This window comes from Pantoea sp. K16 (assembly GCF_048452805.1).
GTDB classification, from domain to species: domain Bacteria; phylum Pseudomonadota; class Gammaproteobacteria; order Enterobacterales; family Enterobacteriaceae; genus Pantoea; species Pantoea agglomerans.
In genome coordinates this window covers 299201-324044 of the sequence record NZ_JBLWNV010000001.1, presented here as the reverse complement: position 1 = coordinate 324044, position 24844 = coordinate 299201, and the positions used below count along the sequence as shown (strand labels likewise).

Below are 24844 nucleotides of genomic sequence, written 5' to 3'. Positions count from 1 at the left end.
GATTTTTGTGAATCGTGCATCCGGTAAAAACATCTTATTTTCCTGGTTTAATAGCTGAAGTTACATCGTTCTCTGTAGCAGTATGGCATGTCAGCTTGAGCATGATTTTAAACAAACACTGATAAACACGCTGGTAACGGTTCTGACTCACGAGTTTATAGAACAGGATGTTAGTCAGATAAGCTTAATAGTTGAGGCCTGTGCGGTGTAGTTTAAGGGAAGCGTCTGGAAAACGGAAAAGATCGTGCCTGTTCTGCCATTTACCCATTCAAACGCATGTCCTTAATCGCAATAACGAGCCCTCAAAGGCAATCCTCCGGTACGTGCAGGAATCTGGCGAGTAGAAATTATCTATATTATGCTCATAAGCCCTTGTTAAATTGATCCTAATCCAATCCTGCCTAAGGTGGTTAAATGTCTGACGAAAGGGAAATCAAACTGGAGACTGCTTTAAAACTGGCGGCCGATCATCCAGCAGAACGACCTGAGTTTTACCGGGTACTGTTAGATTCATCGCTTTACGTCCTGGGTAGTTCCGGAGGGGCAACGGGTGATGGTGAGGTCGAACTAAAGGCGGGTGAGAATATCTCGATTCAGCACTGGGAAAAACCGGATGGAACGCCTGTCATTCCGGTATTCAGCTCGCTTGCCACCCTGCAGCGCGCCATCAGCCAGGAAAGTAAATACATGAAGTTGCCTGCCAGAGCCTTTTTTGAAATGACGCGGGGAGAGGGTGTGTTTCTTAATCCCAGGTCGGATTACGGAAAGGAGTTTGTGCCGGAAGAAATTGAAGCCATGCTGGCGGAAGGAACGGGTCGCCTGCCGCAGACAAGGGTGGTTGAGGAAGAAACACAGGTATTAGTGGGAGTACCTGCCGTTGTTCCGGACAGGCTTCTGAAAGAGTTATCAGCCTGGTTTGCAAAATGTCCCGGGGTCAGCCGTGCATTCCTGGTTTTAATGCACGACCCGTCAGTCGATGATAAACCGCATTATCTGGTGGGGGTGGAAATGAGCGGTGATGTGCAAGAGGTGATGCGTGGTGCGGGTCTTGTCGCAGCGGATACCTCTCCGGATGGGCAGGCGGTGGATCTGATGCGCCTTGGCCAGAACGACAAAGGTCTGGACTCACATATCAGGTCGCAGTTTACGCCATTCTATGTTCGGAGCATGAAGCAAAAACTAAAGGGCATGTTTGGACGCTGAGCGCTGAACGGCTTCTGAATGTTGTCTTGTAACCAGCGTAGTAAATCGGGGGTGACTTTGATCTCCGGTTTCAACAGTGCCAGTGATAGTGACTGAAATACGTGATCCAGGGCGGATTTATCTATGTCCGCTATGAGTGAGAAGGGGACTTTATGCTTCGGGCTTAATCAGGCGTAACAGAGCGGCCCTGCACATGCGCCTCGTCTATCTGAGTACGTGCGTGAAAGCTCACGCATCAAAGGCTCAGGCCTCGTTAAACCCCCTCAATTCGTAAAAATTCTTATCAGCAGTTACCGATCACCGGGTAAATGAAAATCAAAAAGACCCACATTAATTGACGATTAGTGCGCTTAAGCACAGGATAATCCCTTTATAACTATACGTTGATTAAACAACATTAATCTTTCTTAATACATTCAAGAATCTTTACTATTTGCGTGAAAATTGCACTCTTTCCACAGTGTTACAAAGTTGTTTTTCCCTCCGCATTCAGCCCGTTTATAACTTTATGGCGGTAACAAAAATAATACCGTTTATAAAAGATTCTTAAGAGGGATGAATATGAAAACACTGACAAGAAGACATTTTATGGCTTTTGCTGCAGGAGGAACGGTCGCGCTTGCGGCGGGTCAGGCCATGGCACATGACAACGGCGTAAAGACGTTTCCGGCAGGGAGCAGAGGACGAGATCCCGGACCACATGATCCTATTCGTGAGGCTGAAAGTCCGGACATCGTAAATCCGCCCGTTACCGACAGCGGAACGCTGCCAAACCTTCACTTTTCTTTCAGTGATGCGCACGTACGCAAGGGAAGCGGTGGCTGGACGCGTCAGGTGACGCAGCGGGAGCTGGGCATATCTACGACGATTGCGGGTGTGGACATGCGCCTCAATGCCGGAGGTATTCGCGAACTGCACTGGCATAAAGAGGGGGAGTGGGCTTACATGACTTATGGCAACGCGCGGATTACCGCTTTTGACGCCAGCGGAGGATGGTTTGTTGATGATATCGCTGCAGGTGACCTATGGTATTTTCCGCCCGGTATTCCCCATTCGATTCAGGGTCTCGGTCCCGACGGCTGTGAATTTTTACTGGCTTTTGACGACGGAAATTTTGATGAGGATAGCACTTTTCTGCTGTCAGACTGGTTCAGGCATATTCCCCCGGAAATTCTCGCCAAAAACTTCAGGGTTCCGGTATCTTCATTTTCTCACCTGCCTTCACCTGATGATGAGTACATTTTTGCCGGCAACGTTCCGGGCAGCCTGGAATCAGACAGTATAAAAGGCGGGGTGAAGTCGAAAATCCGCTTTACCCACAAGATGCTGGCTCAGGATCCGGTACGCGCGCCGGGAGGAACCGTCAGGATTACGGATTCATCCAATTTTCCGGTTTCAAAAACGATTGCTGCCGCACTGGTGGAAATTGAGCCAGGCGGACTGCGCGAGCTGCACTGGCATCCTAACAATGATGAATGGCAGTATTACCTTGAAGGAGAGGGACGGATGGGGGTCTTTGCATCATCCGGTCAGGCAAGGACTTTTGACTACCGCGCCGGCGATGTGGGATATGTTCCTTTCGCTATGGGACACTACATCGAAAACACCGGTAAGGGACCACTGCGTTTTCTTGAGCTTTTTAAAAGTGATTACTATGCCGATATTTCGCTTAACCAGTGGCTCGCCAGTACACCACCTGAACTTGTCCGGCAACACCTGCATCTGGATGAAGAGTTTATGAACATGCTTTCACTTAAAAAGAACCCGGTGGTGAAGTAACTGGCTCAGTCGTTACCTGATTAATAAGGATTGACGCTGACTTATTCCTGTTTAAATTAAAGTGTCCGCTTTTCGCATAAAGCGGACACTTATATCGGTAATGCAATATCCCACCTGCCACTTAAAATGGTGCAATAGCATCATCATTGCTCTTACAGGGATGGGGAAGTTGTTACTAAACTGAGACAGCAGGGCAGTTAAATCATCAGGAAGCATCTGCTATTAACAGGGGACATTTCCAGATTTTACCTGGTAGCCAGACATGAAAACGAAGTTTAGCTTATGTCTATCCAGCATCAACTATTCACTTTTTCCTGACAATACGTCGTTGAAGTCAGTAAAGGTTAATTGAGCCGATGCCCGGACTCTTGCAAAGAATGGTACTTTTTATTTTGCCAGCAGAAATAATCTGTTTTCAAAACCGAATATTTAATCTGGCTGTGGTTATGCCCTTTATTGTTGCTACGAATTGCGTTTAATGCGTTGAGTGCCGGCTCTGCCTCAGCACCTTTATTGGCGCTGGCCGTTGCGTGCCTGAAATAAGTAAAGCGTCGCTTTATTTCCAACGGCATTGCCTACTTAATAACTGGTATATAAGGAGATTTCCATGGCATTTTCAGGAACGGGCCGCGCCACGGTCATATCGCTGAAAAGCGGTCACCCATTGTCTCAGTCCACTGAAGGAAAATCACAATCTATTCTGAGCGAACCCGCTCTTATCACGCTGCAAAGCTCACCTTCTCAGATTTCTTCTTTTCAGAAACAGGGTGACGATCTCATTCTTAACCTGCACGAGAGCGATACGCTTCGCTATCAGAATTTCTTTACTGAGGTTGCAGGCCAGCAGAGTAAAATGCTTTTCCAGCAGGGAAGTTTATTTCAGGAGGCACAGTTCAGCACAGACGTTTCCGGCGATGCTCAGACTGTCACCACGCTGACACCTGTCTGGCAATCTCCAGCTTCTGCAACAACTCCAATGCCATTCCCTGCCAGTCCAGAGTCAGATCCCGCGTTATCAATCGTAGAGTCTACCCAAAGCCAGATTCTGATCCCGTCAGGCACGCCGTTAAACGGAGCAGCTGTCGCCCTGAGGGCGACGACCAGCGAAGCTGATTCAACCTTAACGCTTACGCCCCAGGTTGAGTCAGCAACAGCTTCAGATGCCCCCGCCACCTCCGACGCTATGAAGGCCAGCGCCATTCCATTACCGGCGCTGACTCTTGATCCGGTTACCGGCGACAATGCGGTCAGTTACCAGGAGGGGATATACGGCATTATCTTCACCGGCACTGCCGCCCATCTTCCCTCCGGCACGCCGGTTGAACTGACCCTTGACGGCAGAACCTGGCAGGGCAGTATCTATCAGAATCAGTGGCAGGTTCAGCTCTCTGACAGCGACGTGAAAACTATCAAGGATGGCAACCACACCATTCAGGTCAGCGCAACGGATCTGAATGGAAACAGTACCAGCCTCAGCCAGAATCTGCTGCTGATTACCCACTACAACAGCAGCAACCCGAAAGTCACCGTTAACGACATCACACTGGAGGATGCGGTACAGCATGACGGTCAGACCTGGTACGTTATCAGCGGCATGCTTGAAGCGCCGCTGCCGCTTAAGACTTTTGCGGTGCAGGTTTCTGATACTTTCCACTGGAATTATGCCGTGGTAGAGGCAGATGGCAGCTGGCGCGCGGAAATCAGCGCGTCGGAGCTTTCCCAGGGCGGCAACTTCCTGTCGTTTGGCGTGCTGGATGGTGCCGGAAACTGGTTTGAGCAGAGTGGCAATGTCACAGCCGACCTTATTACGCCCGTTGAAGGCGGCAATGGGGTTCCGCCGGTTATCGATGACAATCCAACGGATGGTGGCAATACGCCACCCGCCGATGGTGGCACGCCGATTCCGCCTGTCAGCACGCCCCCTTCTTTAACCATTAACAGTTTTACTGGTGACGGCGTGTTAAGCGCTGAGGAGAAGCTCTCCCCACAGACGTTCAGCGGCACCACAGCGAACCTCGCCGCAGAGAGCACGCTGACCATAATGCTGAACGGTCAGACCTATACCACAACGCCGGCCGCTGACGGCAGCTGGAGTGTTACCCTGCCGTCTGCCGATCTGCAGGTGCTGCCGGTAGGATCTAACCACATCAGCGTAACCTTTGAAAACAGCGTTGGCGGTACTACCACCGCAAACAAAGTCATTACCGTAGAGGCGTCAGCACCGCCATCAGACGCTATCCCGCCACAGCCGACTATAGACACGCCGTTTGTCGACGGGTTTATGAACGCACATGAACGCTTCGAGCCTGTTACGCTGAGCGGCTCCACTGGTGTGACCGGGGCGGGCCAGAAGATCGATCTGACCGTAGATGGTGTTCACTATGCGGGCGCTGTGGACAGTCTGGGCAACTGGCTTGTCTCACTCTCCACCGGGCAGCTGATGGAAGCAGATTTAGCCGAGGGGAGTCATTCCGTTACGCTGACCGCTACCGATCGCTGGGGCCAGTCCGGTATCACGGAGACGACGTTTATTACCGATACGCAGGATCCTCTTGTCACGATTAATACACTAGCAGGGGACGGGGTGATCGACAGTCATGAAATCAGCAGCCCGCTGGTGATCTCCGGCAGAGGCGAAGCCGGCAGCACGATTGAGGTTAGTTTTGGGGCCTCCCACTGGAGCGGCATCGTCGATCAAAATGGCCAGTGGCAGTTCTCAGTTCCCGCGGAAACGCTGCAGGGAATGGAGGAAGGGAGCTACCGTGCCATTGCTGAAACAACCGACGAAGCGGGCAACAAAGGTTATGCCTCAGCAGGCGTGCAAATCTTCGCTACTGAGGCGTTGCCGCAGCTGACCCTTGATCCGATCACCGGCGACAATGCGGTCAGTTACCAGGAGGGGATATACGGCATTATCTTCACCGGCACTGCCGCCCATCTTCCCTCCGGCACGCCGGTTGAACTGACCCTTGACGGCAGAACCTGGCAGGGCAGTATCTATCAGAATCAGTGGCAGGTTCAGCTCTCTGACAGCGACGTGAAAACTATCAAGGATGGCAACCACACCATTCAGGTCAGCGCAACGGATCTGAATGGAAACAGTACCAGCCTCAGCCAGAATCTGCTGCTGATTACCCACTACAACAGCAGCAACCCGAAAGTCACCGTTAACGACATCACACTGGAGGATGCGGTACAGCATGACGGTCAGACCTGGTACGTTATCAGCGGCATGCTTGAAGCGCCGCTGCCGCTTAAGACTTTTGCGGTGCAGGTTTCTGATACTTTCCACTGGAATTATGCCGTGGTAGAGGCAGATGGCAGCTGGCGCGCGGAAATCAGCGCGTCGGAGCTTTCCCAGGGCGGCAACTTCCTGTCGTTTGGCGTGCTGGATGGCGCCGGAAACTGGTTTGAACAGAGTGGTTACGTCACAGCGGATCTGACTTCTCCGGTCAGTGATAACAGCGGCGATCCGTTGCCACCGGTCACCCCCGATAATCCCACCGATGGAAGCAATACTACGCCAGTGGTCGATATTCCAGGTCAGCCTGCACCTGAAATTGATACGCCATTTGGTGACGGCTGGCTGAACCGTGCGGAGAAAAAAGAGGGCTCGATGCTGACCGGCACAACGGGCGTCACCGGCAGCGGTCAGACGGTATCGGTGATTATTGGTGGTAAACATCACAATGCGGCAGTAAGCGACGATGGTCACTGGAGCCTGCCACTGGCGCCGGGGACGATGAAAACAGGTTTCGGCAAGGGGCAGCATGACATTGTCGTGACTGCTAGCGACGCGGCTGGCCATACGGCTACGATAACGACCAGCTATCAGGTGGATGTCTGCGCACCCAAAATCGCTTTTACTCACCTCACAGAGGGGCAGCAAATCAACCTTGCCTCCAGCCATGATCAGCATGTATCAGGTACGGGTGAAGCCGGTGATATTGTTACTGTCAGGCTTGGCGACCACCAGTGGCAAACCAGTGTGACCAGCAAAGGCACGTGGGCCGTGCAGCTTGAAACGCTGGACGCACTCACGCCTGAACCGGGCGAGCACAGGATTACCGCAACTATTCGTGATGCTGCCGGAAACGTTAACCACGTTTCGCAAAACGTCGAGCTTTATATGGCCGAGCCGCAGCCGAAGCTGAGTATTGCAACCGCAGCGCAGGACAACCTGATCAATGCCACAACTGTGAACAGCAGCAACACAGAAGATGGCAGCAATTCGGAAAGCCATAGTGCTATCACACTGGAGCACGCGTCTCTTCATCCTGATATGGCTGACAATCTCCATCTCTCTGGAACAGTAAACAGTGAAACGCTCTCGCTTTTATATTCAAATCTGCACACCAGCCTGAACGGTGCTGCCGATGACGATTCGTTTCAGCTGAATGGTGCGCATGAGGCGTTTGATTTTGCCACGCTTGGGCTGAGATCAGGCAACGCTGAGGTCATTAATCTGGGCGCTTTCAGCAGTAATAGCGTCAATCTGGGGCAAAAAGAGCCGTTGCCAATGAACGACAATGCGAGTGAGGCGCCGACGATAAAAGACGCGGACGGCAATGTGGTTACGCTAAGTAACATTGAAGGCGGCGTCTGGAGCGAGGATGGGCAGCGTATTAGTAACGGTCAGCAGTACGACCTGTATCACAATGCCTCTGCCAGCCATGAAGGTTCGCTGGCTGATATCCTGATGCAACATAATCTTCACTTACAACTGGCTTAAATCAGATGGCCGGGGCGGATTTTCTTCCCTGGCCATTTTCCGCAATTAAGATTGCCAGTGAAGCGCATACGAGTGCCCAGCGTAGCTATTCTCTAATGGCGTGCGAACCTACGCTGCCGGTATAGGGAAGACTGACGTCAGGCTAATTTCCGCTATGAGCGAAAAGCGGACATTATAGGCAGATAAAATTCTGCTTTCCCAATACATTGATAACTACCAGATATATTGAACGATGCAGTTCAGATCTTTAGGTAAATAATCAAAAGCATAACCTGTTGAGAATCTATACTACATCTCGGTATCACTTTCTTAAGATGTTGATAGATGGGCGCGTGTAAACAGGAGAAGGATGATGATTTCAAAGGAAAATGCAGAGCATTATTTCTGGGGCGACAATTGCGATGGTTGGTATCTGGTAAACCGTCAGGATATGCTGGTTATTCATGAGAAAATGCCTGCCGGCACTTCTGAAAAGCGACACTTTCACTCCGTTTCCAGACAATTTTTCTTTGTTCTCGATGGTGTTCTTTCAATGGAACTGGAGGGTAAGATGCATAATATTAAAGCCCTGCAGGGGCTAGAAATTCCACCGGGGTCAAAACATCAAGCCAGAAACGACACTGAGTTTCCTGTAGAGTTTATTGTAATTTCGCACCCAACGACGCGAGGAGATCGTTCTGACCTTCCTTCATCCTGCTGACGAATTATGAACACCGCAATGGCTTGTCTTAAGGTAAGGACTGCGCGCCAGGTGTTAACTTAACTGAGTATTTGCAACGCCTGCTTCAGGCACAAACCTGACCTGCGTTTCGGTAGGTCCGCTATGAGCGAAACGCGGAACATTAAAAATAATGACATTGCTCAGACCCCATTTCCGCAGCTGACTAAAGTGAAAATAAAATGAACAAAAGCAGTCTTAAAGCGTTTTCCCTGTTACGTGTTCTGACGTTGACGTGTGTGCCCATGTTTTTACTGGGTTGCGCCAGTGCACTTTGCCCTTTTGGCACCACTGAAGGCACGGTACCGGACTTTAAAAATAGTTACTGGAGATCCACAGATAAAAAACCGGCTAAGACTAATGAACAAGTCCTGGAGGAATGCACCCATGCTGCCGATGCTGAGGAGCAACGCCTTTCGCAGATCTATCTGCAGATGTGTAAATCCGGACGTTTAACTGCAGAAAATCAACGCTTTGCACAGAGATTACTGGGCAATCCACTCTATTCTGGCCTGGAACCAGCAAAAGCCGTCCCCCAGCATCAATCAGATGATTCAGTTAAAGCTCAGCTGAAATGGTCGATGTCTTATAGCGATAATCCTCAGGAGTTCAAAGAAAATTGTGGCTCTTACATTGAAAATAACGCAGCGGAACGGTCCAGCACCATGCTGGGTTTACAGGCGGGCCGTTACAAAGAGCAGGTTTTTAAACAGTGCATGGCAGAAAACCATATGGCGCTCATTGTACCAAGGACTGAATTCAGTCAATGCAAGTCGATAGGGTGGTAAGCAACCACAGGCCTGACCTCTAAACCAGGCAAAATATAATGTGTCCGCTAAAACTCATCATCTATTTATGTCTGTAAACCGGGTTCATTAGCCGTGCCCAGCACACCGGGGTTTTTAAACCTGCGCCACCAGACAAGTAAGCATGGGAAGATGAGAAAATGATTACACTGAAGATTTACGCTCCGTACCCCAAAGAAACAGTGTTATGTGGGCAGATATAAAATTAAATGCGGGCTATGCTGCAGAATGCATGATCCCGGAAAAGCATTAATTATGTTGAATAGCGTTCATGCCAGGCGGCGCGCTTGCCGTTTACCTTCGGTCTGCACTATCTGATGTGATACCAGGATAGCGGTTAAAGGGAATAACACATGAAGTCAAACCATAGTATCTTTGTCAGGATAGGGTTAATTATTGGAGTGTTTCTGATTTTTATTTTCTTAAAATATATTTTCGATGCAAGTCGGCCAATGCAAAGCGATGTGCGTGGCAGGCCTGTCCTTAATGTCTGTAGCGAATCTGTTCATGGTAAATTTAACCAGAATGGTGAGAGAGATAACTTATTTCAGGTAAGTCAGCAATGTTCAAATGATATACGGCCTGTTTTCAGTAACTATGTATCCATTAAGAACAATATTTACTGGGTGAGTAAAATTAATTACGAACACTCTCCCTGCATTACTGGGACGGGCGATACTTCAGGTTTAATTTATAACATCACTTCCTGGGGTTGCTTAACAGCAAAGCCCATGCAGGTCAATAAAATAGAAAAGCGCGATCTTTATTTAGTGGCTAAATACTCCTCTACGTTTCGACCGGTTAATTACGTTAAGACTACCCGGCCATACTGGCAATCGGAACAATTAGCGAGCTACGCGCAAGATGAATCGTCTGTATATTTCCGGAGCGAGAAGATAAAAGAGGTTAACCCGGAAGATTTCCAGGTTATTTTTCCATTTGGAAAGGATGATAAATGGCGTATTTACAATGTCTTCAAAAGTAATGGCTCAACCTATGTCGGTGGCTATAATGTTGGTGATTTAGATCTGAGTAAATTTCATCTTCTTTCTGTTGTCTCCTGTCCGGAGCATGGGCTCACCAGATGCACGGGATATAGCAATCCAGATACCTTTTTTCGTGCGGGAAACTGGGGGCGCGGAGTGATTGGTCACATCGGGAATGATGTCATCTTTTTACAGCCTGAAGTGATCAGTCGCTTTTCAAATATGGCTTCACCAGACATGTTTATGTTTGCGTCATCCGAGCGTATTTATCTTTATACTCACAGTAAATTTTACGAAGTGGTTGAAGGGGAGGCAGGATTACAAAAGAAACTTGTCGAGATGGATAAACAGTATTTCGAGTAGAATCCATGATTATCTGGCAGGCAAAATGTGATCACGTGCTGTCACGTAAACATTATCTAATTAACATCCAGGTGAGTCTGTAATTAAAACTGCTCTCAGGGGGGGGGAACATCCGAATTCCGACACTCTGGACTCACCTGTTTCTATATGTCTGGCTGAAAAATGATACCATTAGCTCTTTTCATTAACGGTCCTACTGCCCCGATCCTGATTGATATAATACTCATCAATCCCAGTAAACCAGATAAGCAAGTGCGGCAGCTGAACAGAAGGCATAGGGGCTTAAAAGCAAAATATCCGAATAAGGCGTTTCACATATCCTGATAACAGGCCATGCCAGTACAACCAGCCACATGAAGAGCGCAGAGCACACGATAAAAAAGCTCCCCTTCAGGGCAGCGTCAGGATAAAATCGCTTTGAAATCATCGCTAATGGCATGCCGATTATCATTGAGCCCATCGTGGTGCCAATAATACTCACCATAACGATGAAAAAATAAGTAAAAATTAAACCCATTACGGGTGTACTGCTTTTTCCCAAGGAAAGATAGGTTAAAACCAGTAATGAACCCACGACACTACTAAATATTGCTGATATCACAGATACCCTAATCCAGTTGTCGTCAATAATGTTCGGCATAATTTTCTCTATGTCTGAGCAGCTATATTGATGCAGCTTACTCGCTTAAATTTTCGGCACGAGGCTTGATCGCAAAACAGGCTTCCGGCACAGCATCCTTTTGCTGACCTGTGACGGGCATCCGGCAATAAGGACATTAAGGCCGCCTGTCAGGGTATTTAGCGCCAGGCCAGTGAGCGTCTCGCATCCTTAAGGCTGAATCGCTTTACCCTGCTCATCAAGCAGATCCGTCAGGAGAGCCGTTCCATCGCTTCCCACCCGAAATGCCCCATAACGTGCCTGCGCGAATCTGTCGGCATGACCTTCCTGAAAGAAATAAGCGTTAGTACCGACGGTCAGCGAGCCATAATGTTGATGGTATTTTACCCGTAGCTGATTCGGCTGCAGAGGTTCACCCTGATCAAAACGGGCCTGAGTCGCGTGACGCTGCGCATCGAGGTCAACAATCAGGGTTCCGCTGGTGGGCAGGCATGGCGCTGACAGGGTCGCGCTACAGGACTCAGCCTGTTGATACAACGTCAGTTCCAGTGGGCGGGTGAGGGCATAATTCAGCGCCATGTAATCACCCTGCATCAGGGATCGCGGGTCAACCGGGGCAAGAGGTAAAATCATGACCGCGCCTTGCTTCAGCAACTGCTCTTTTTGCCAGATGCTGACATTGACGGCTATCAGCGCCAGCGCTATCACAGCGCCAGCCAGCCATCGGCTCTGTTTATGCATTCTCACTGGCACCTCCGATTTGTGCAGGTAATACTTTTTTGACTCCCCATGCCAGCCCCAGTAAAACCAGACCGCTGACCAGCAGCAGCAGGGATTTCTGCAGCAGAATTACCTCCAGGAAGTAATACCAGCCAATGACATACAGCACCATGAAACCGCCACTCACTACCAGCAACCCCAGACTTCCCTGATAACGTGCCATCAGAATTAACCACAATCCCAGCCCTATACCCGGTGCATAGAGGGCGGCAGCCCCGCAGATAAGTGCAGCGGGCAGAGTGATAATCGAAAACAGCGGCTTGCTGTGTCTTTTCTGACTGAGCGCACTCAGCACTAAGCCAGCCGCTATCCCTGGGCCAGTCGCAGACTGAAGCGTGGAAAATTGCGATGCTGACCAGAGGAAATCCGTGAGATACGCCGCGTTTATCCCAAGGAAACTCAGCAACATCAGACCACACGGGATGCCATACAGCAGAGGATGTACCGCGTCAGCATACGGCCCTGCCTGTAACCTCAACTGATGACTGACAGTCCACATCCACAAAAATATAACCGCCGCCACCAGTACGGACACAGCAAGTCGTGCAGCCATCGGAGACAGGCAGAACCGGGCCAGAGAGTAGCCCGCCAGCACTAGGAAAAAGGTCAGGGCAGTGATGGCCATAAACCGATAAGTGCGGTCGGGCATCGCCATCGCCATTGCGGCCAGGATCGGCAAGGCAGTCAGTGAACTCAGCATAATAAAGCTGACGTCATTGCTCTGAATTTGCAGCAGAACGCCGGTTATCAGCCCGCATGTTGCCGCAATCGCCCATGCCAGCCCGAGGTGATGTTTACCGTCACGCTGACTGCTTAACAGGCCACGCGCAATGGCGGCAAGCAGCAGCGAAGGAATAATAAGGGTGGCAGCATTCGGGTCTTCCAGCAGATCAGTGGCATAGAGCATCAGTATCATCAGTAACAGAATGATGATCGCTGCCACCCAGCCTCCGACGCTTAGCGCCAGCCTCAGATACCAGGGCAGGTGGGATGCGTGACCGCGCTGCTTAATTTCCTCAACCTGCGAGGCGCTCAGCAAACCCTGCTGACGCAAAGTGTCTGTCAGTAACGTCAGCCTGGCCGGAACCAGATCGATTGGCCCCTTTTCAACCAGTTTGCGTTGCCACTTCAGCAGAATTGAACCATTTACCGCCACCCAGAATGCCAACAGGATGCCAGTCAAAAACAGATCACCCGTATCGTAGGCTAAAAGAAATAACTGCATGATTAGCGCACAGCCAACCACGGTCAGGCTGGCGATGCCCAGCGTCAGCATGCAGAGATCCGGATAGCGGTAACGGTACAGGTAATAACCTGCCAGCAGGATGATCACCCAACCGCCGGTGATATAAGGATGGTGGTCACCGCCGCCCCAGTCAGATAGGTTTCCGGCCACAATGGCGGTCAGCTGAAGCAGTAAAAATCCCGCCATGACTCGCGAGAACCAGCGGCTTGCCAGCCAGCTCTCGGGCTGATGCGTTATCGCGCGCCACGCCAGCGCTTCCCTGACAATCAGGCAGGCTGCCAGCAACGCCAGATATCCGTAGAGCACAGCGGTCGGGAGCCTGGTTAAACTGTCAGACGCGGCGAGATCCAGCAGTGACGACGGCAGGGTGTTGTAATAGAGCTGGAACGCCAGGTTAGCGACCAGCCAGCTGCAAAACCACAGGCTGTTTTGCCGGGCAATCAGCGCCAGCGGCAGAAGAACGTATAACCAGGCCCGGAATAGCTCCCAGCTGTCAGCACCGGTCTGATAAATCTGTCCATACAGCGCAAAAAGGGCACCGAAGCTTAACCCTGTCGCCAGTAATGCGTTGCGTGCCAGCGTGCTGTACCAGCGCCACCAGACAATCACCGCTAGCGCGACGATCAACAGCTCGGCCAGGGCAAATTTCGCCATTTTCGGCAGCCAGGCCCAGTTCCAGGCAATAAAGAACACCGCTCCGGCAACCAGAGACAGTAATCCCAGACAGGAAAGAACCGGGATAAGAAACTGACGCCACTGAGCATCTGACGGTCTGATTCCACAGAAAGCAAAGATACGCTGGCAGGTCTCCGGGGTCAGGCTTCCTCCTTTCAGCAGGCGTGCGATCTGGCGACAAAGATACTCTGCCGTCCGTGACGGCATCCCGGTGATGCCATCGGGTGCAAGCTCCCTCATTCTTTCCCTGCCTCTGTTTGCGGTATGACTTTGATGATGAAGTTAACGGCTGTTCTTCCCTGCGATCAATCCGCGTGTCGGTCAGTGACGCTCTGCTGAGCGGCCGATAATTTTGCTGAACAAATGTAAACATCTTTTCCTGGATATAACAGCGTAAATCAAAGGCGAGGGGGGAACTCTGCGAAATCTGCCGCATTCCTATGATCAAATAGTGTCGCGGCCGTATTTGGGCTGCGTGAACATGACATCCGCCCCCGACGAACGCGATCCCCGCAGGCAGGCTTTACTGCTGTACTCTCAGGGGTACCGCATCACCCGCATTGCTGAAAGGTAAGAAGCGTAAAGATTAACGGGTGACCGAGCAGGGGACGCTTACGGTTGATGATAAGCTGGTTGCCACAACTATTGACCTGAAGCCGCTAAAGAAACCGGAGTCGGACAGCAAATTATGGATTGTTAGCTGCCTGAACCGCTGAAATAAACGATTTCCTGAACCGAGGTTTCACCCCTTTATCGCAGGTGATGATGAGACACGGCGTAATACTTTTACCCTGGCCCGTCGCGCATTGATTCAAAGGGGTGAGTTCCTGAGTGGAAAAGCGCATACGCTACCGGACGCCGCGCCGTATTGGGCGAGCGTGCAGAAAACCGCCCATTCGCTGAATCGGATTGCGGGCAGTTGCTATGCTGGCAGAGGTCCAAAGGCGCGGTATGAATCCACCAGTGAATCAAAAAGCGAGATATCTGAGCGACTTCTGGCGATAAGCTGGGCACCAGCAATGGCCGTGAAAATTGCACGTGCTCTGGATTCACTCTCACCTGAATCGCACACCTTCGCAGCCACCAGCAGTTTGTTCAGCCATGCAATGTTCACATCAGCAAACTTCTGTATTTCTGCATTCATTTCAGGAGGTAAGGTATCTTTTTCAGCGCCCATGAAACTGCCCAGGCAGAGACGATTTTCGGCCTCAAGTGATCTTCGGAAGATTTCAGGAAAGCGACGCAGCGCGTCAATGGGTGATGGGCTTTCTGATTCGATCATCTCGAGTGCGAGCGCACCGTCCTCCCAGTATCGTCTGGCAACGGCAATACCCAACTCGGCTTTGCCTGGAAAATAGTAGTAAATACTCGCCGCTTTGATACCCACATCCTGCGCGAGGTCGCGGAAATTCAAACCGTTATAGCCCTGAGATTGGGCAATTTTCCTGGCCGCCTGCAAAATGGATTCCCTGGTGTTGACGCTCATCTTGATGCCTTTGGTATTGGGATGATCTCTTAAATAGAGAACGCTAATTTACAGCAAACGCTTACCGGGTGACAGGGCGATTGCCATGTAAAACAGTAAGTTCAATGCATCCAGGGTGCTCAGGCAGACGTCATTGCATCATGGTTTAGCAAGTAACATCGACAGCCGACGCTATCATAAGCACTCTGGTCACCGGGAAAGTCAGTAGATAACGAACCCGGCGTACCGGAGTTTACATCGAGTGGCGCTATTACCGGGCTGGCGAATCCAGCTCAGGAATGCCGCTGTTGCGATCGGCGTAGGCCGCCTGGAAGGCAGGACGTTTTGTCCAGCGCTGCCAGTACGCATCTAAGAACTCAAAACGCTCGTCCAGTGGAGTGGCATTGACCGGGAATTTCGAGAAGGCGATCGCGGTCGCCAGAGTAATATCCGAGAAGGTCGGGGCATCGCCGCCGAGCAGCCATTCGCGGCCGTCTGAAAGATGGCGATTAACCAGCGCGGCGTGAGCCAAAGCTTCTTTACGGCAGTGTTCACCCCAGGCCTCATTTTTGGTCAATTCCAGCCTGAAGCCGAGGCCGGTGTGCAACACGTGGAACGCTGTAACGATGCGGTACAGGATATGCACCCACACCCGGTTATCCCACATATTATCCAGCCCCTGTTCCAGTGCTGTTTCTCCCATAATCTTGCGGCCCGGATACTCCTGATCAAGATAGCGAACGATGGCAGCCGTTTCAGAAATATAACTCCCGTCAGCCAGTTCAAGGGTAGGTGTTTCGCCCCACGGATTCATATTCAAATGTCGCCAGCCACGCTGCTCTCCTCCAGGGGACATGTCATAGATGGTCTCGGCAAACTGGTCAGCGATGCCCTTTTCATGCATGAAAAGCCGCAGGCGCTGTGGATTAGGAAAGGCCGAAGGTGATGTGAAAAGCTGAAGTTTAGCAGTCATGGTCGATCCTACAGGTTGATGGTTAAGTATCTAACTAACGTTAGGTAGGCAAACATTAGCGGGCAAATCAACACACGTCAACCCCGGTCTAACGCTTGTTAGTTTAATTTTTTGGTGACCTTCATGCTTGATACGATATTTCAGCGGAGGCATAGCTGAAGGAGGGGGATAATGACGCCGGAGGGTTGAAAAATGCAAATGAGTGGAGAGGCTGGATTCAAACGGGTTTCAGGTGAGTTACATATTGGCAATTGCTGCCGACTGGTTGCTGGCCAACAGGAAGAGCCGGCTGATAGTCCGGAAGCGCAAGGGCCACGGGGTGAGGTAGTAGCGGTTAGATCAGCCCATGAAGCCGACTGGTGTCGGCATCATCACTGGTCACAAAAATGAGCGGCCGCTGTGAGCGAAAAGCGGACGTGGGGATTTCAAATACCTTAAAACTGCATGTAAAAAGTAACAGGATCGGAAAAAGACTGTTTCATACAGCAAGCATTCTGTATTGACTCACTTAACTCTGATTTCTTTCATGTTCGATAAGCCACTCTTTACGCGATTTGACTCCACCATATCCGGTCATTTGGCTATTTTTACCGATAATTCTGTGGCACGGAATCACAATCGCAATCCGGTTGGCACCATTCGCAGCGGCAACTGCTCGTACAGCGCCAGTTTTATTCAGTCGCAGCGAAATATCCTGATAGTGTGAGGTCTCCCCATAAGGAACAGTACGTAGTGCATCCCAGACGGACTTTTGAAAATTACTGCCCGGGGCGTCCAGTAAGAGATCAAAGTGACGACGTGTTCCGGCAAAATATTCGCTGATTTCTTTTACTGTCTGCCGGGTATGACTGTTTTCTCCTGTGACAATCCTGGCGTTAAGTAAACGCTGAATGTCGCGAAATTCAGTTTCTAACATCCGGCGATCGGTAAACTCCAGCAGGCAGACTCCCTGCTCTGTGGCGCAGACAAACATAGGTCCCAGCGCAGTAGTAAACCGGTGAATGACTATTACCTGAGTGGTTCGAGTCGGAGCTGCGCCAGTGAGCCGCTTGTAGATGTAACCAAAGCCGCTCAGGGATTCGTAGCCATTGTCCAGTGCTACGTCAGTCGCCGCACGTCCGCTTTTCAGCTCCTGCAGGGCAATATTTACCCGCTGCATTCGCTGGAAGGCCTGAAAAGTGATGCCGTGATGTTGCAGGAACCATCGCCGCACTCGCTCCGGGCTGATTCCATGCTGACGAAGATCCGCGTCGGATACACGGGATTTAATATCGTGCCTGACAAGCGCAAGCGCCTGTTCGACAAATAATGGCGCGCTGTGCGCGTTTTCAGCAGGTCTGCAGACTTTACAGGGGCGAAAGCCGGCCGCCAGGGCAGATTTGGCATCTTTATAAAACTCTACATTTTCACGTTTGGGCTTTCGCGCCCGGCATATCGAAATGCAGAATACGCCAGTCGTTCTGACGCCAGCAAAAAACACACCCGTATATTCTGAAGCGCGTTCAAGTAATGCCTGATACCAGACGTCACAAAGATTCTTATCGATAACCTTCATTAACAAAAAGTCCTTCAAATGTCTGATGCAACCGGATCGCATGCATTAAATCAGTCAGCTTTGACTGAATGGCCGAATGAACAAAATTACCCATAGAAATGCGGCTTACCCCGGCCAGTTTCAGTCTATCGAACAAGGGAAGATCGGGCATACACATGACATTCAGAGGCAGATCAATAGCATTTGCAATAAGGCTGATATCTTTCTCTGAGGTCAGACAGGGAACAAACAGGCCGTCAGCACCTGCAGCTCTATAATATTGACCCCGTAATAATGTCTCCTCTAACGCTCTTACATGCCCGAGCAGGTAAGCATCAGTCCGGACGTTCAGAAACAGGTTATAACCATCACTTCTCAGCGCATCGCATACTGCTCTCAGATTACGCGAAAATTCAGACACATCATCAAGCTGTCGAACCCGATTAATGACTCTGCTGTCTTCAAGGTTAACGCCTGATACACCTATCTGAGCAAGGCGCTTGAGATTGACTATTATCTCTTCGGCTGAATCACCATATCCTGCTTCCATATCAACACTTAATGGCAGGCTGCTAACTGCCCGGATACGAGTGACAATAAAAAATAATTCATCAAACGGCATGCCCTGGCCGTCTTCATATCCCAATGTGGCCGCTATTGCTGCGCTGGACGTTCCCAGAGCCTGATAGCCAGCTTTTTGCGCTGCGACAGTACTGACGACATCCCAGACGTTAGCGATAAGAAGGGGCTCATGCTGGTTGTGGAGTTCTGCGAAGTTCATATCCATATCCTCTCAATTAGATTGAAAATGAATCTAAGCATTCAGCAAAAACGGCACAACCGAAAATCAGACGACCATTTTTTTAGCAAAATTTTATCGGGTCAGTCTGATATGCAGAGTGATACGGTCGTAGTGTTTCAGGGTCTGCCTCTGGCAAAAAGCGAACATTCCTAACCGCCGGATATAAGTATCAACGGGGAGCAAATCAGATAGGTTTGTATGGTCATTTTGAGAAAAGGTCTTGTCAGAATTAATTTCTGATACTGACTGGCGTGGTTTTTCACATTATTGATTGTCAAACCCCTTACGATATCAGAACTCTTCGACTGCCCCGCGTAATGTCTCATCTTCTTTAGATGAAATTAAGCATTGCTTTCTTATAAATCTACTAATGATAATTTGCTATAAGCCAGATTGTTTCGTTGTTAGACAGGGGGCGGTGCGGCTTTTATCTTTCGTCATGATTTGTAAATTCCATACAAACATTTGATGAGGGAGCCATTTTGTCCATCCTACTGAAAAGCATAAAAACAAAACCCACGCGTTTTACTCTGGCGCTTAAAATCGCGTTACTCAGCAGTATGGTGGCTTTCTCTTCAGCCTCTTTCGCCGATGTACCCTTAAAAGAGGGCATTACACCAGCCACCGATGCCAGCCAGATTCCGGCAGTGGCTAAGCTGCGTAAAGACACTGTGGTGGCTGGTATCTCTGAACCGCAGGGTATTTTTAACCCTTATTTCTTTGTTAACGGCTGGGACGAAAACGTCACCAACGTTATTTTCTCACGTCTGATTGACTGGGATAGCCACGGTAAGCTGGTGCCAGGCCTGGCCGAAAGCTGGAGCGTTAGTCAGGATAACAATGTCTATACCATTAAGCTGCGCCCACACCTGACTTTCAGCGACGGCTCGCCCCTCACCGCCGAAGATGTGGCGTTTACCCTGACCGTGCTGCATGACCCGAAATATGATGGCGATACTGACATCACCCTCGCCAACATTGTGGGCGGCGCGGAGTATAAAGCCGGAAAAGCTGATAGCGTCAGTGGCCTGAAAGTGATCGACCCGCTGACATTACAGGTCACCACCGGGCAGCCTGGCGCGACAACGCTGGCGAAAATTGGCGGCCCGGTGTTGTCGAAAGCGTATTATGGGAAAGGGTATCAGCGCGGCAATCTCGACTATCTGCGCATGTTGCACGGTAAACCGCTGGGCAACGGACCGTATGTCTATGACAAATATATTCCGGGCCAGGAGATTCGTTTCCACGCCAATACCCATTTTTACCGTGGCACACCACCGACGCCGCGCTTTATCTACCGCGTAACCAACCCGTCCACTAACTTCCAGTTGTTCCAGACCGGCGAAACCGATTACGACTCGTTTACTTCTCGCCCTGATGATATCGAACAACTGAAAATGCTGGGCTTCGCCAATATCAACCTGTTTGGCTCCAGTGACTACAGCAAAGTGGAATTCAACGTACGTCGCCCGGCGTTGCAGGACGTGAAAGTGCGACAGGCGCTGATTTATGGTCTCGACCGCCAGAAGTTGATTGATGTGGTTTATCAGGGCTATGGAAAAGTGGCAATTGAACCTATTGCCCCGATTTCATGGGCGTATAACACAGATGGCGTGAATCCATACAAATTTGACCCGGCACAGGCGAAGAAACTTCTTGATGAAGCGGGCTGGAAACCGGGGCCTGATGGCATCCGCGTGAAGGACGGTAAACGTCTGCAGTTGACGCTGCTGGTGAGCAAGAAAGTGCTGAATGATGCGCTGATCCCCATCGCCAAAGAGAACTGGCAGCAGATTGGCGTACTGTTGAAGCCGCAGGTGGTGGATTTCAACGCCCTCATGGCACAGCGTAAAGCCGGTAACTATGACCTGGCCTCTTTCAGCACCAGCACACTCAACGATCCACATGATGGCGTGTGGGATTACTACAGCACGGAAGCGAAAGAGTCCGGCTATAACAATCCGCAGGTTGATAAGCTGATCAACGAAGGTAATGCTGTGCTGGATGTGGAAAAACGCAAACCAATTTATCACCAGCTGTATAAAGTGCTGGCGGACGATCCGCCGGTGATTCTGCTGGGTAACCGCGAGATTTTATCGGCCAGTAGTGCCCGCGTCACCGGCTTTAAACCAGATATCTACAACGGGCTGACCGGTAGCCTGCCGGATGTGAAAATCATTAAATAACAGTAACAACTGCCGGGTCTCCCGGCAGTTGTCATGAGAAAGCTATGCGAAATTTTATCCTCAGGCGACTGCTGCAAACCCTGCCAATGCTGCTGCTCGCATCACTGATTATTTTTATGCTTTTCGCGAAAACGCCAGGCGACTTTATCGACGGTAACATTACCCTCACCGCTGCCCGCGCCGCCGAACTGAAAGCTATTTATGGACTCGATCAACCGATCCTTACCCGCTATCTGCATTGGCTCGGCCAGTTGCTGCGCGGCGATTTGGGGTTCTCGCTGCAATACCAAATTCCGGTGAGTCAGCTACTTAACCAGTACATCTGGAACTCGTTCCTGCTGGCAAGCGTTGCGCTGGTGTTTTACTGGAGCATCGGGCTTGCGGTGGGCATTGCCTCGGCGCTGAAACCCAATTCGCTGTTCGATCATCTGGTGAGCGTGTCGGTGTTCGCCGCCATGTCTTTCCCAACCTTCTTTCTCTGCCTGTTGCTTATTAAGTGGTTCGCAGTCGATCTGCACTGGTTGCCAGTGGGCGGCATGACCAACACCGGCAGCGACGATAACGGCTGGGTGTGGGTGATGCAGGTTGCGGCGCATCTGGTGTTACCGGTCATGGCGCTGGTGATGTTGCAGGCGGGCAGCCTGACGCGCTATTTCCGTGCCAGCATGCTTGACGTAGTCAAGATGGATTTTATCCGCACCGCGCGTGCTAAAGGGTTGCGCGAACGTACAGTGATCCTTAAACACGCGCTGCGCAATGCGTTGCTGCCAATCATCACCCTGTTAGGTTTTGAGCTGCCGGGGTTGTTTTCCGGCGCGATCATCACCGAAAAGGTGTTTAACTGGCCGGGCGCAGGGCATATTCATATTGATTCTCTGGCCGCCCGCGATTATCCGGTGCTGATGGGGTTCACCCTGTTTCTTGCGGTATTGACCATTGTGGGCAACCTGATTGCCGATATATTGTACGCGTGGGCCGACCCGCGCATTCGCGTGAGGTCGTGATGTTCGGTTCCCTTTTCTCTACGAATCGCCGCTTACGCAAGGCGGAAATTCCGGCGATGGCGCAGGCCACACCTTCTCCGTGGCACCAGGCGTGGAAAGCGCTGCGCCACAATCATCTGTCGATGCTGTGCCTGGTTCTGCTGGTAATCATGACCATCTGGTGCGTGCTGGGCCCGGTGTGGTCGCCGTGGAAAGATGACGCCACCGATGCGCTGATGATCAACAAACCGCCTGGCGCAGAACACTGGCTGGGCACCGATTTTCTTGGCCGCGATATTTATACCCGCCTGCTGCTTGCCGGTCGTATCTCGCTGATTATTGGCCTGATGACCATGCTACTTTCGGTGGCTCTGGGCTACCTGCTGGGTGCGGTATCCGGCTATGCCGGCGGCTGGACGGACAAACTGATTATGCGCATGGCGGATCTGGTGATGACGATCCCCAGCCTGCCGCTGCTGATTGTTGCCGGAGCGATGTTGTCTGAGCTGGATTTTTCGTCTGATTCGCGCATCTACATGGTAGTAGTGATGCTTAGCTTGCTGGAGTGGCCGAAGCTGGCGCGGCTGGTGCGCGGGCAAATCCTGTCACTGCGCGAACGTGATTTTATGCTGGCGACGCAGGTCCTGGGCCTCTCTTCGCGCCGCCGCCTGTTCGGTCATCTGTTGCCGAACACCATACCCATTCTGGTGGTGATGGCGACCATGGCGGTGGCCAACGCCATCCTGATGGAATCCGCGCTTAGCTACCTCGGCCTTGGCGTCGTACCGCCAACGCCCTCATGGGGCAATATGATGGACGCGGCCAACAGCCTGATCGACTTTCAGCGTCGCCCATGGCTGTGGATGCCGCCGGGCATTGCCATTTTTCTGACCGTCATCGCCATTAATGTGCTGGGCGATGGCCTGCGCGATGCGCTGGATCCGAAGATGAAACGGAGCCTGAAATGAGCGAGCCGCTAATTACCTTTAATAACTTATCCATCTCCTTCGCCAGCGAGCAGGGGCGTGTGCGCGCTGTACAGGATGTCTCCTTTACCATTCAGGCAGGGCAAACCATTGGCGTTGTTGGTGAATCTGGCTGCGGCAAAAGCGTTACCGCCATGTCGCTGATGGGACTGTTACCGCCGCAGGTTGCGCGTATCGACGGCGGAGAAATCCGCTTTGAGGGCACCGATCTGCTTGCTCTGAAGCCGTCGAAAATGGCCGATCTGCGTGGTAATCAATTAGCGATGATCTTTCAGGAGCCGATGACAGCGCTCAATCCGGTGCTGACCATTGGCGAGCAGCTTTGTGAACCGCTGATACGCCATCGCGGCGAAACACCAAAAGCGGCCTGGACGCACGCCACGCAACTGATCACCGATGTCGGACTCGGGCGTGCGGAGAGTCTGATGGGTTGCTATCCGCATCAGCTTTCCGGCGGCATGTTGCAGCGCATCATGATTGCCATGGCGTTAAGCTGCCAGCCGAAGCTGCTGATTGCCGACGAGCCAACCACGGCGCTGGATGTCACCGTGCAGGCGCAAATCCTACGCTTACTGCGCGACCAGGCGCGGGCGCAGCAGATGGCGCTGATGCTGATCACTCACGATTTGGGGGTTATCGCGCAGATGGCGGAACATGTCGTGGTGATGTACGCCGGGCGCATCGTTGAGCAAGGCCCGACTGCCGATGTGCTACACAACCCACTGCACCCTTATACCAAAGGGCTTATCGCATCGCGCCCTGTTCCGGGCGAGCGCCGACGCCGCCTCTACTCCATTCCCGGACAGGTGCCTGACCTGGCCGAACTGCCGCCGTACTGCGCGTTCTATGATCGCTGCGAACGCAGAACCGCGCAGTGCCACGCGGTCATTCCGCCGCTGATCGGGCATACGCGGCAAGCCGCATGTATTCACAGTGAGTTAGCGGAGCCGATCGCATGAGCCAGCAATATGTTATTGAAGTGGACGAGTTGAAAAAGCATTTCTCGCTACGCGACGGGCTTTTTGGTCAGGAAACAGGACAGCTACGCGCTGTGGACGGCGTCAGTTTTAACATTCGACCTGGCACTATTTTTGGACTGGTGGGCGAATCCGGTAGCGGTAAAACCACCGTAGGACGCACGCTGCTGGGGCTTTATGACAAAACGGCAGGTAGCGTGAAGTATCGTGGTCAGGAGTTGCAGGATCTGACGCCGAAACAGATGCGCGCGCTGCGCCCGAAAATCCAGTTGGTATTTCAGGATCCTTACAGCTCGCTGAATCCACGCATTCGAATAGGTGATGCAATTGGGGAAGCAATGCTGGAACACACGCTGTGCAGCAAAGAAGAACTGCGCGACAAAGTGCTGGAGGTAATGAAAATCTGTGGACTGGCGCCGCAGCATTACAATCGCTTTCCCCATGAGTTTTCCGGCGGCCAGCGCCAGCGTATCGGCATCGCCAGAGCGCTGATTCTCAACCCGGATTTTATTATTGCCGACGAACCCATCTCGGCGCTGGATGTCTCTATTCAGGCGCAAATCATTAACCTGTTTTCCGATTTGCGTGATGACCATGGCGTCACCTTCCTGTTCATCTCTCACGATCTCGGTGTCGTGGAGCATTTGTGTGATGACGTGGCAGTTATGTATCTGGGGAAACTGGTGGAAACTGCCAGCCGCGATGCACTGTTCAGCCAGCCGCTTCACCCCTACACCCAGGCGCTGCTGGCGGCGGTGCCGACGCTTGCCCCTGGAAGCTTATCCGTGCCGGTGGTGCAGGGGGAAATTCCGGATCCTTCGCGCCCACCCTCTGGCTGTCGCTTCTCTTCTCGCTGCCCGCAGGCAACAGTACGCTGCCGCACAGAAATTCCGGAACTTCGCGAAATGCGCCCCGGCCATCAGGTGGCGTGCCACTGGGTGCAGCTGACGTAATAAAAAAGAGAGGATTCATCCCCCCTGGTTGATGGAGTCTGACGTTCAATGATGTAAAAAACCACGCCTGTCAGTATC

At 51.4% G+C, this 24844-nt stretch carries 19 protein-coding genes; 12 read left to right on the top strand and 7 right to left on the bottom strand.

Features of this window, described 5'->3' with window-relative positions:
• Positions 1-414: 414 nt before the first annotated feature.
• The 6 genes from ACK13D_RS01535 to ACK13D_RS01510 all read left to right on the top strand — a co-directional run bounded on the left by ACK13D_RS01535 (position 415) and on the right by ACK13D_RS01510 (position 10587).
• Positions 415-1203 (top strand): enhanced serine sensitivity protein SseB C-terminal domain-containing protein, encoded by a 789-nt coding sequence (locus tag ACK13D_RS01535; RefSeq protein ID WP_010246741.1) that lies wholly within the window; start codon positions 415-417, stop codon positions 1201-1203.
• Positions 1204-1764: 561 nt separating this feature from the next.
• Positions 1765-2982: a cupin domain-containing protein gene (locus ACK13D_RS01530; protein ID WP_418795489.1), complete on the top strand. Its 1218-nt coding sequence runs from the start codon at positions 1765-1767 to the stop codon at positions 2980-2982.
• Between the two features lie 607 nt (positions 2983-3589).
• Positions 3590-7714 (top strand): BapA prefix-like domain-containing protein, encoded by a 4125-nt coding sequence (locus tag ACK13D_RS01525; protein ID WP_418795487.1) that lies wholly within the window; start codon positions 3590-3592, stop codon positions 7712-7714.
• A 352-nt stretch (positions 7715-8066) separates the two neighbouring features.
• A complete protein-coding gene (locus tag ACK13D_RS01520) occupies positions 8067-8414 on the top strand; it encodes a cupin domain-containing protein (protein WP_033761129.1) in 348 nt (115 codons plus the stop codon).
• A gap of 200 nt (positions 8415-8614) precedes the next feature.
• Positions 8615-9220, top strand: coding sequence for a hypothetical protein (locus ACK13D_RS01515; protein WP_354438694.1), 606 nt, complete (start codon positions 8615-8617; stop codon positions 9218-9220).
• Between the two features lie 371 nt (positions 9221-9591).
• Positions 9592-10587 carry a DKNYY domain-containing protein gene (locus tag ACK13D_RS01510; protein ID WP_266093792.1) on the top strand — a complete coding sequence of 332 codons (996 nt, stop codon included), beginning with the start codon at positions 9592-9594 and terminating at the stop codon, positions 10585-10587.
• Positions 10588-10813: 226 nt separating this feature from the next.
• On the opposite strand, the gene ACK13D_RS01505 is transcribed toward ACK13D_RS01510, so the two are convergent.
• The 3 genes from ACK13D_RS01505 to ACK13D_RS01495 form a co-directional block, all read right to left on the bottom strand.
• Positions 10814-11227: a hypothetical protein gene (locus ACK13D_RS01505; protein ID WP_167433548.1), complete on the bottom strand. Its 414-nt coding sequence runs from the start codon at positions 11225-11227 to the stop codon at positions 10814-10816.
• A gap of 189 nt (positions 11228-11416) precedes the next feature.
• Positions 11417-11947 carry a GDYXXLXY domain-containing protein gene (locus ACK13D_RS01500; RefSeq protein ID WP_010246729.1) on the bottom strand — a complete coding sequence of 177 codons (531 nt, stop codon included), beginning with the start codon at positions 11945-11947 and terminating at the stop codon, positions 11417-11419.
• Positions 11940-14147 carry a DUF4401 domain-containing protein gene (locus ACK13D_RS01495; protein WP_418795485.1) on the bottom strand — a complete coding sequence of 736 codons (2208 nt, stop codon included), beginning with the start codon at positions 14145-14147 and terminating at the stop codon, positions 11940-11942. The genes ACK13D_RS01500 and ACK13D_RS01495 overlap by 8 nt, the downstream gene beginning before the upstream one ends.
• 241 nt (positions 14148-14388) lie before the next feature.
• On the opposite strand from ACK13D_RS01495, the gene ACK13D_RS01490 reads away from it, so the two are divergent.
• On the top strand, positions 14389-14481 hold the full coding sequence (locus tag ACK13D_RS01490; RefSeq protein ID WP_072044066.1) for a terminase gpP N-terminus-related DNA-binding protein: 93 nt from the start codon (positions 14389-14391) through the stop codon (positions 14479-14481).
• A gap of 348 nt (positions 14482-14829) precedes the next feature.
• Here the strand turns inward: ACK13D_RS01490 and ACK13D_RS01485 are convergent, their stop codons facing one another.
• From ACK13D_RS01485 to ACK13D_RS01470, 4 genes are all read right to left on the bottom strand, one after another.
• Positions 14830-15393: a TetR/AcrR family transcriptional regulator gene (locus ACK13D_RS01485; protein WP_187491802.1), complete on the bottom strand. Its 564-nt coding sequence runs from the start codon at positions 15391-15393 to the stop codon at positions 14830-14832.
• Positions 15394-15643: 250 nt separating this feature from the next.
• Positions 15644-16345: a glutathione S-transferase family protein gene (locus ACK13D_RS01480; RefSeq protein ID WP_031292479.1), complete on the bottom strand. Its 702-nt coding sequence runs from the start codon at positions 16343-16345 to the stop codon at positions 15644-15646.
• Between the two features lie 508 nt (positions 16346-16853).
• Positions 16854-17900, bottom strand: coding sequence for a bifunctional transcriptional activator/DNA repair enzyme AdaA (locus tag ACK13D_RS01475; protein WP_191924114.1), 1047 nt, complete (start codon positions 17898-17900; stop codon positions 16854-16856).
• A complete protein-coding gene (locus ACK13D_RS01470; protein WP_418795622.1) occupies positions 17884-18660 on the bottom strand; it encodes an isocitrate lyase/PEP mutase family protein in 777 nt (258 codons plus the stop codon). Before ACK13D_RS01470 ends, ACK13D_RS01475 begins: the two co-directional genes overlap by 17 nt.
• Before the next feature lie 581 nt (positions 18661-19241).
• Here ACK13D_RS01470 and ACK13D_RS01465 point away from each other — a divergent pair.
• From ACK13D_RS01465 to ACK13D_RS01445, 5 genes are read left to right on the top strand one after another with little or no spacing between them, the layout of a single operon-like run.
• Positions 19242-20867 carry an ABC transporter substrate-binding protein gene (locus ACK13D_RS01465; protein ID WP_418795620.1) on the top strand — a complete coding sequence of 542 codons (1626 nt, stop codon included), beginning with the start codon at positions 19242-19244 and terminating at the stop codon, positions 20865-20867.
• Positions 20868-20911: 44 nt separating this feature from the next.
• Complete coding sequence (locus ACK13D_RS01460) at positions 20912-21871, top strand: ABC transporter permease (RefSeq protein WP_033760938.1); 960 nt, start codon at positions 20912-20914, stop codon at positions 21869-21871.
• A complete protein-coding gene (opp4C, locus tag ACK13D_RS01455) occupies positions 21871-22818 on the top strand; it encodes an oligopeptide ABC transporter permease (RefSeq protein ID WP_033760940.1) in 948 nt (315 codons plus the stop codon). Before ACK13D_RS01460 ends, opp4C begins: the two co-directional genes overlap by 1 nt.
• Positions 22815-23795, top strand: coding sequence for an ABC transporter ATP-binding protein (locus tag ACK13D_RS01450; RefSeq protein WP_122890147.1), 981 nt, complete (start codon positions 22815-22817; stop codon positions 23793-23795). The genes opp4C and ACK13D_RS01450 overlap by 4 nt, the downstream gene beginning before the upstream one ends.
• Positions 23792-24766, top strand: coding sequence for an ABC transporter ATP-binding protein (locus ACK13D_RS01445; protein WP_033773706.1), 975 nt, complete (start codon positions 23792-23794; stop codon positions 24764-24766). Before ACK13D_RS01450 ends, ACK13D_RS01445 begins: the two co-directional genes overlap by 4 nt.
• Positions 24767-24844: the final 78 nt, after the last annotated feature.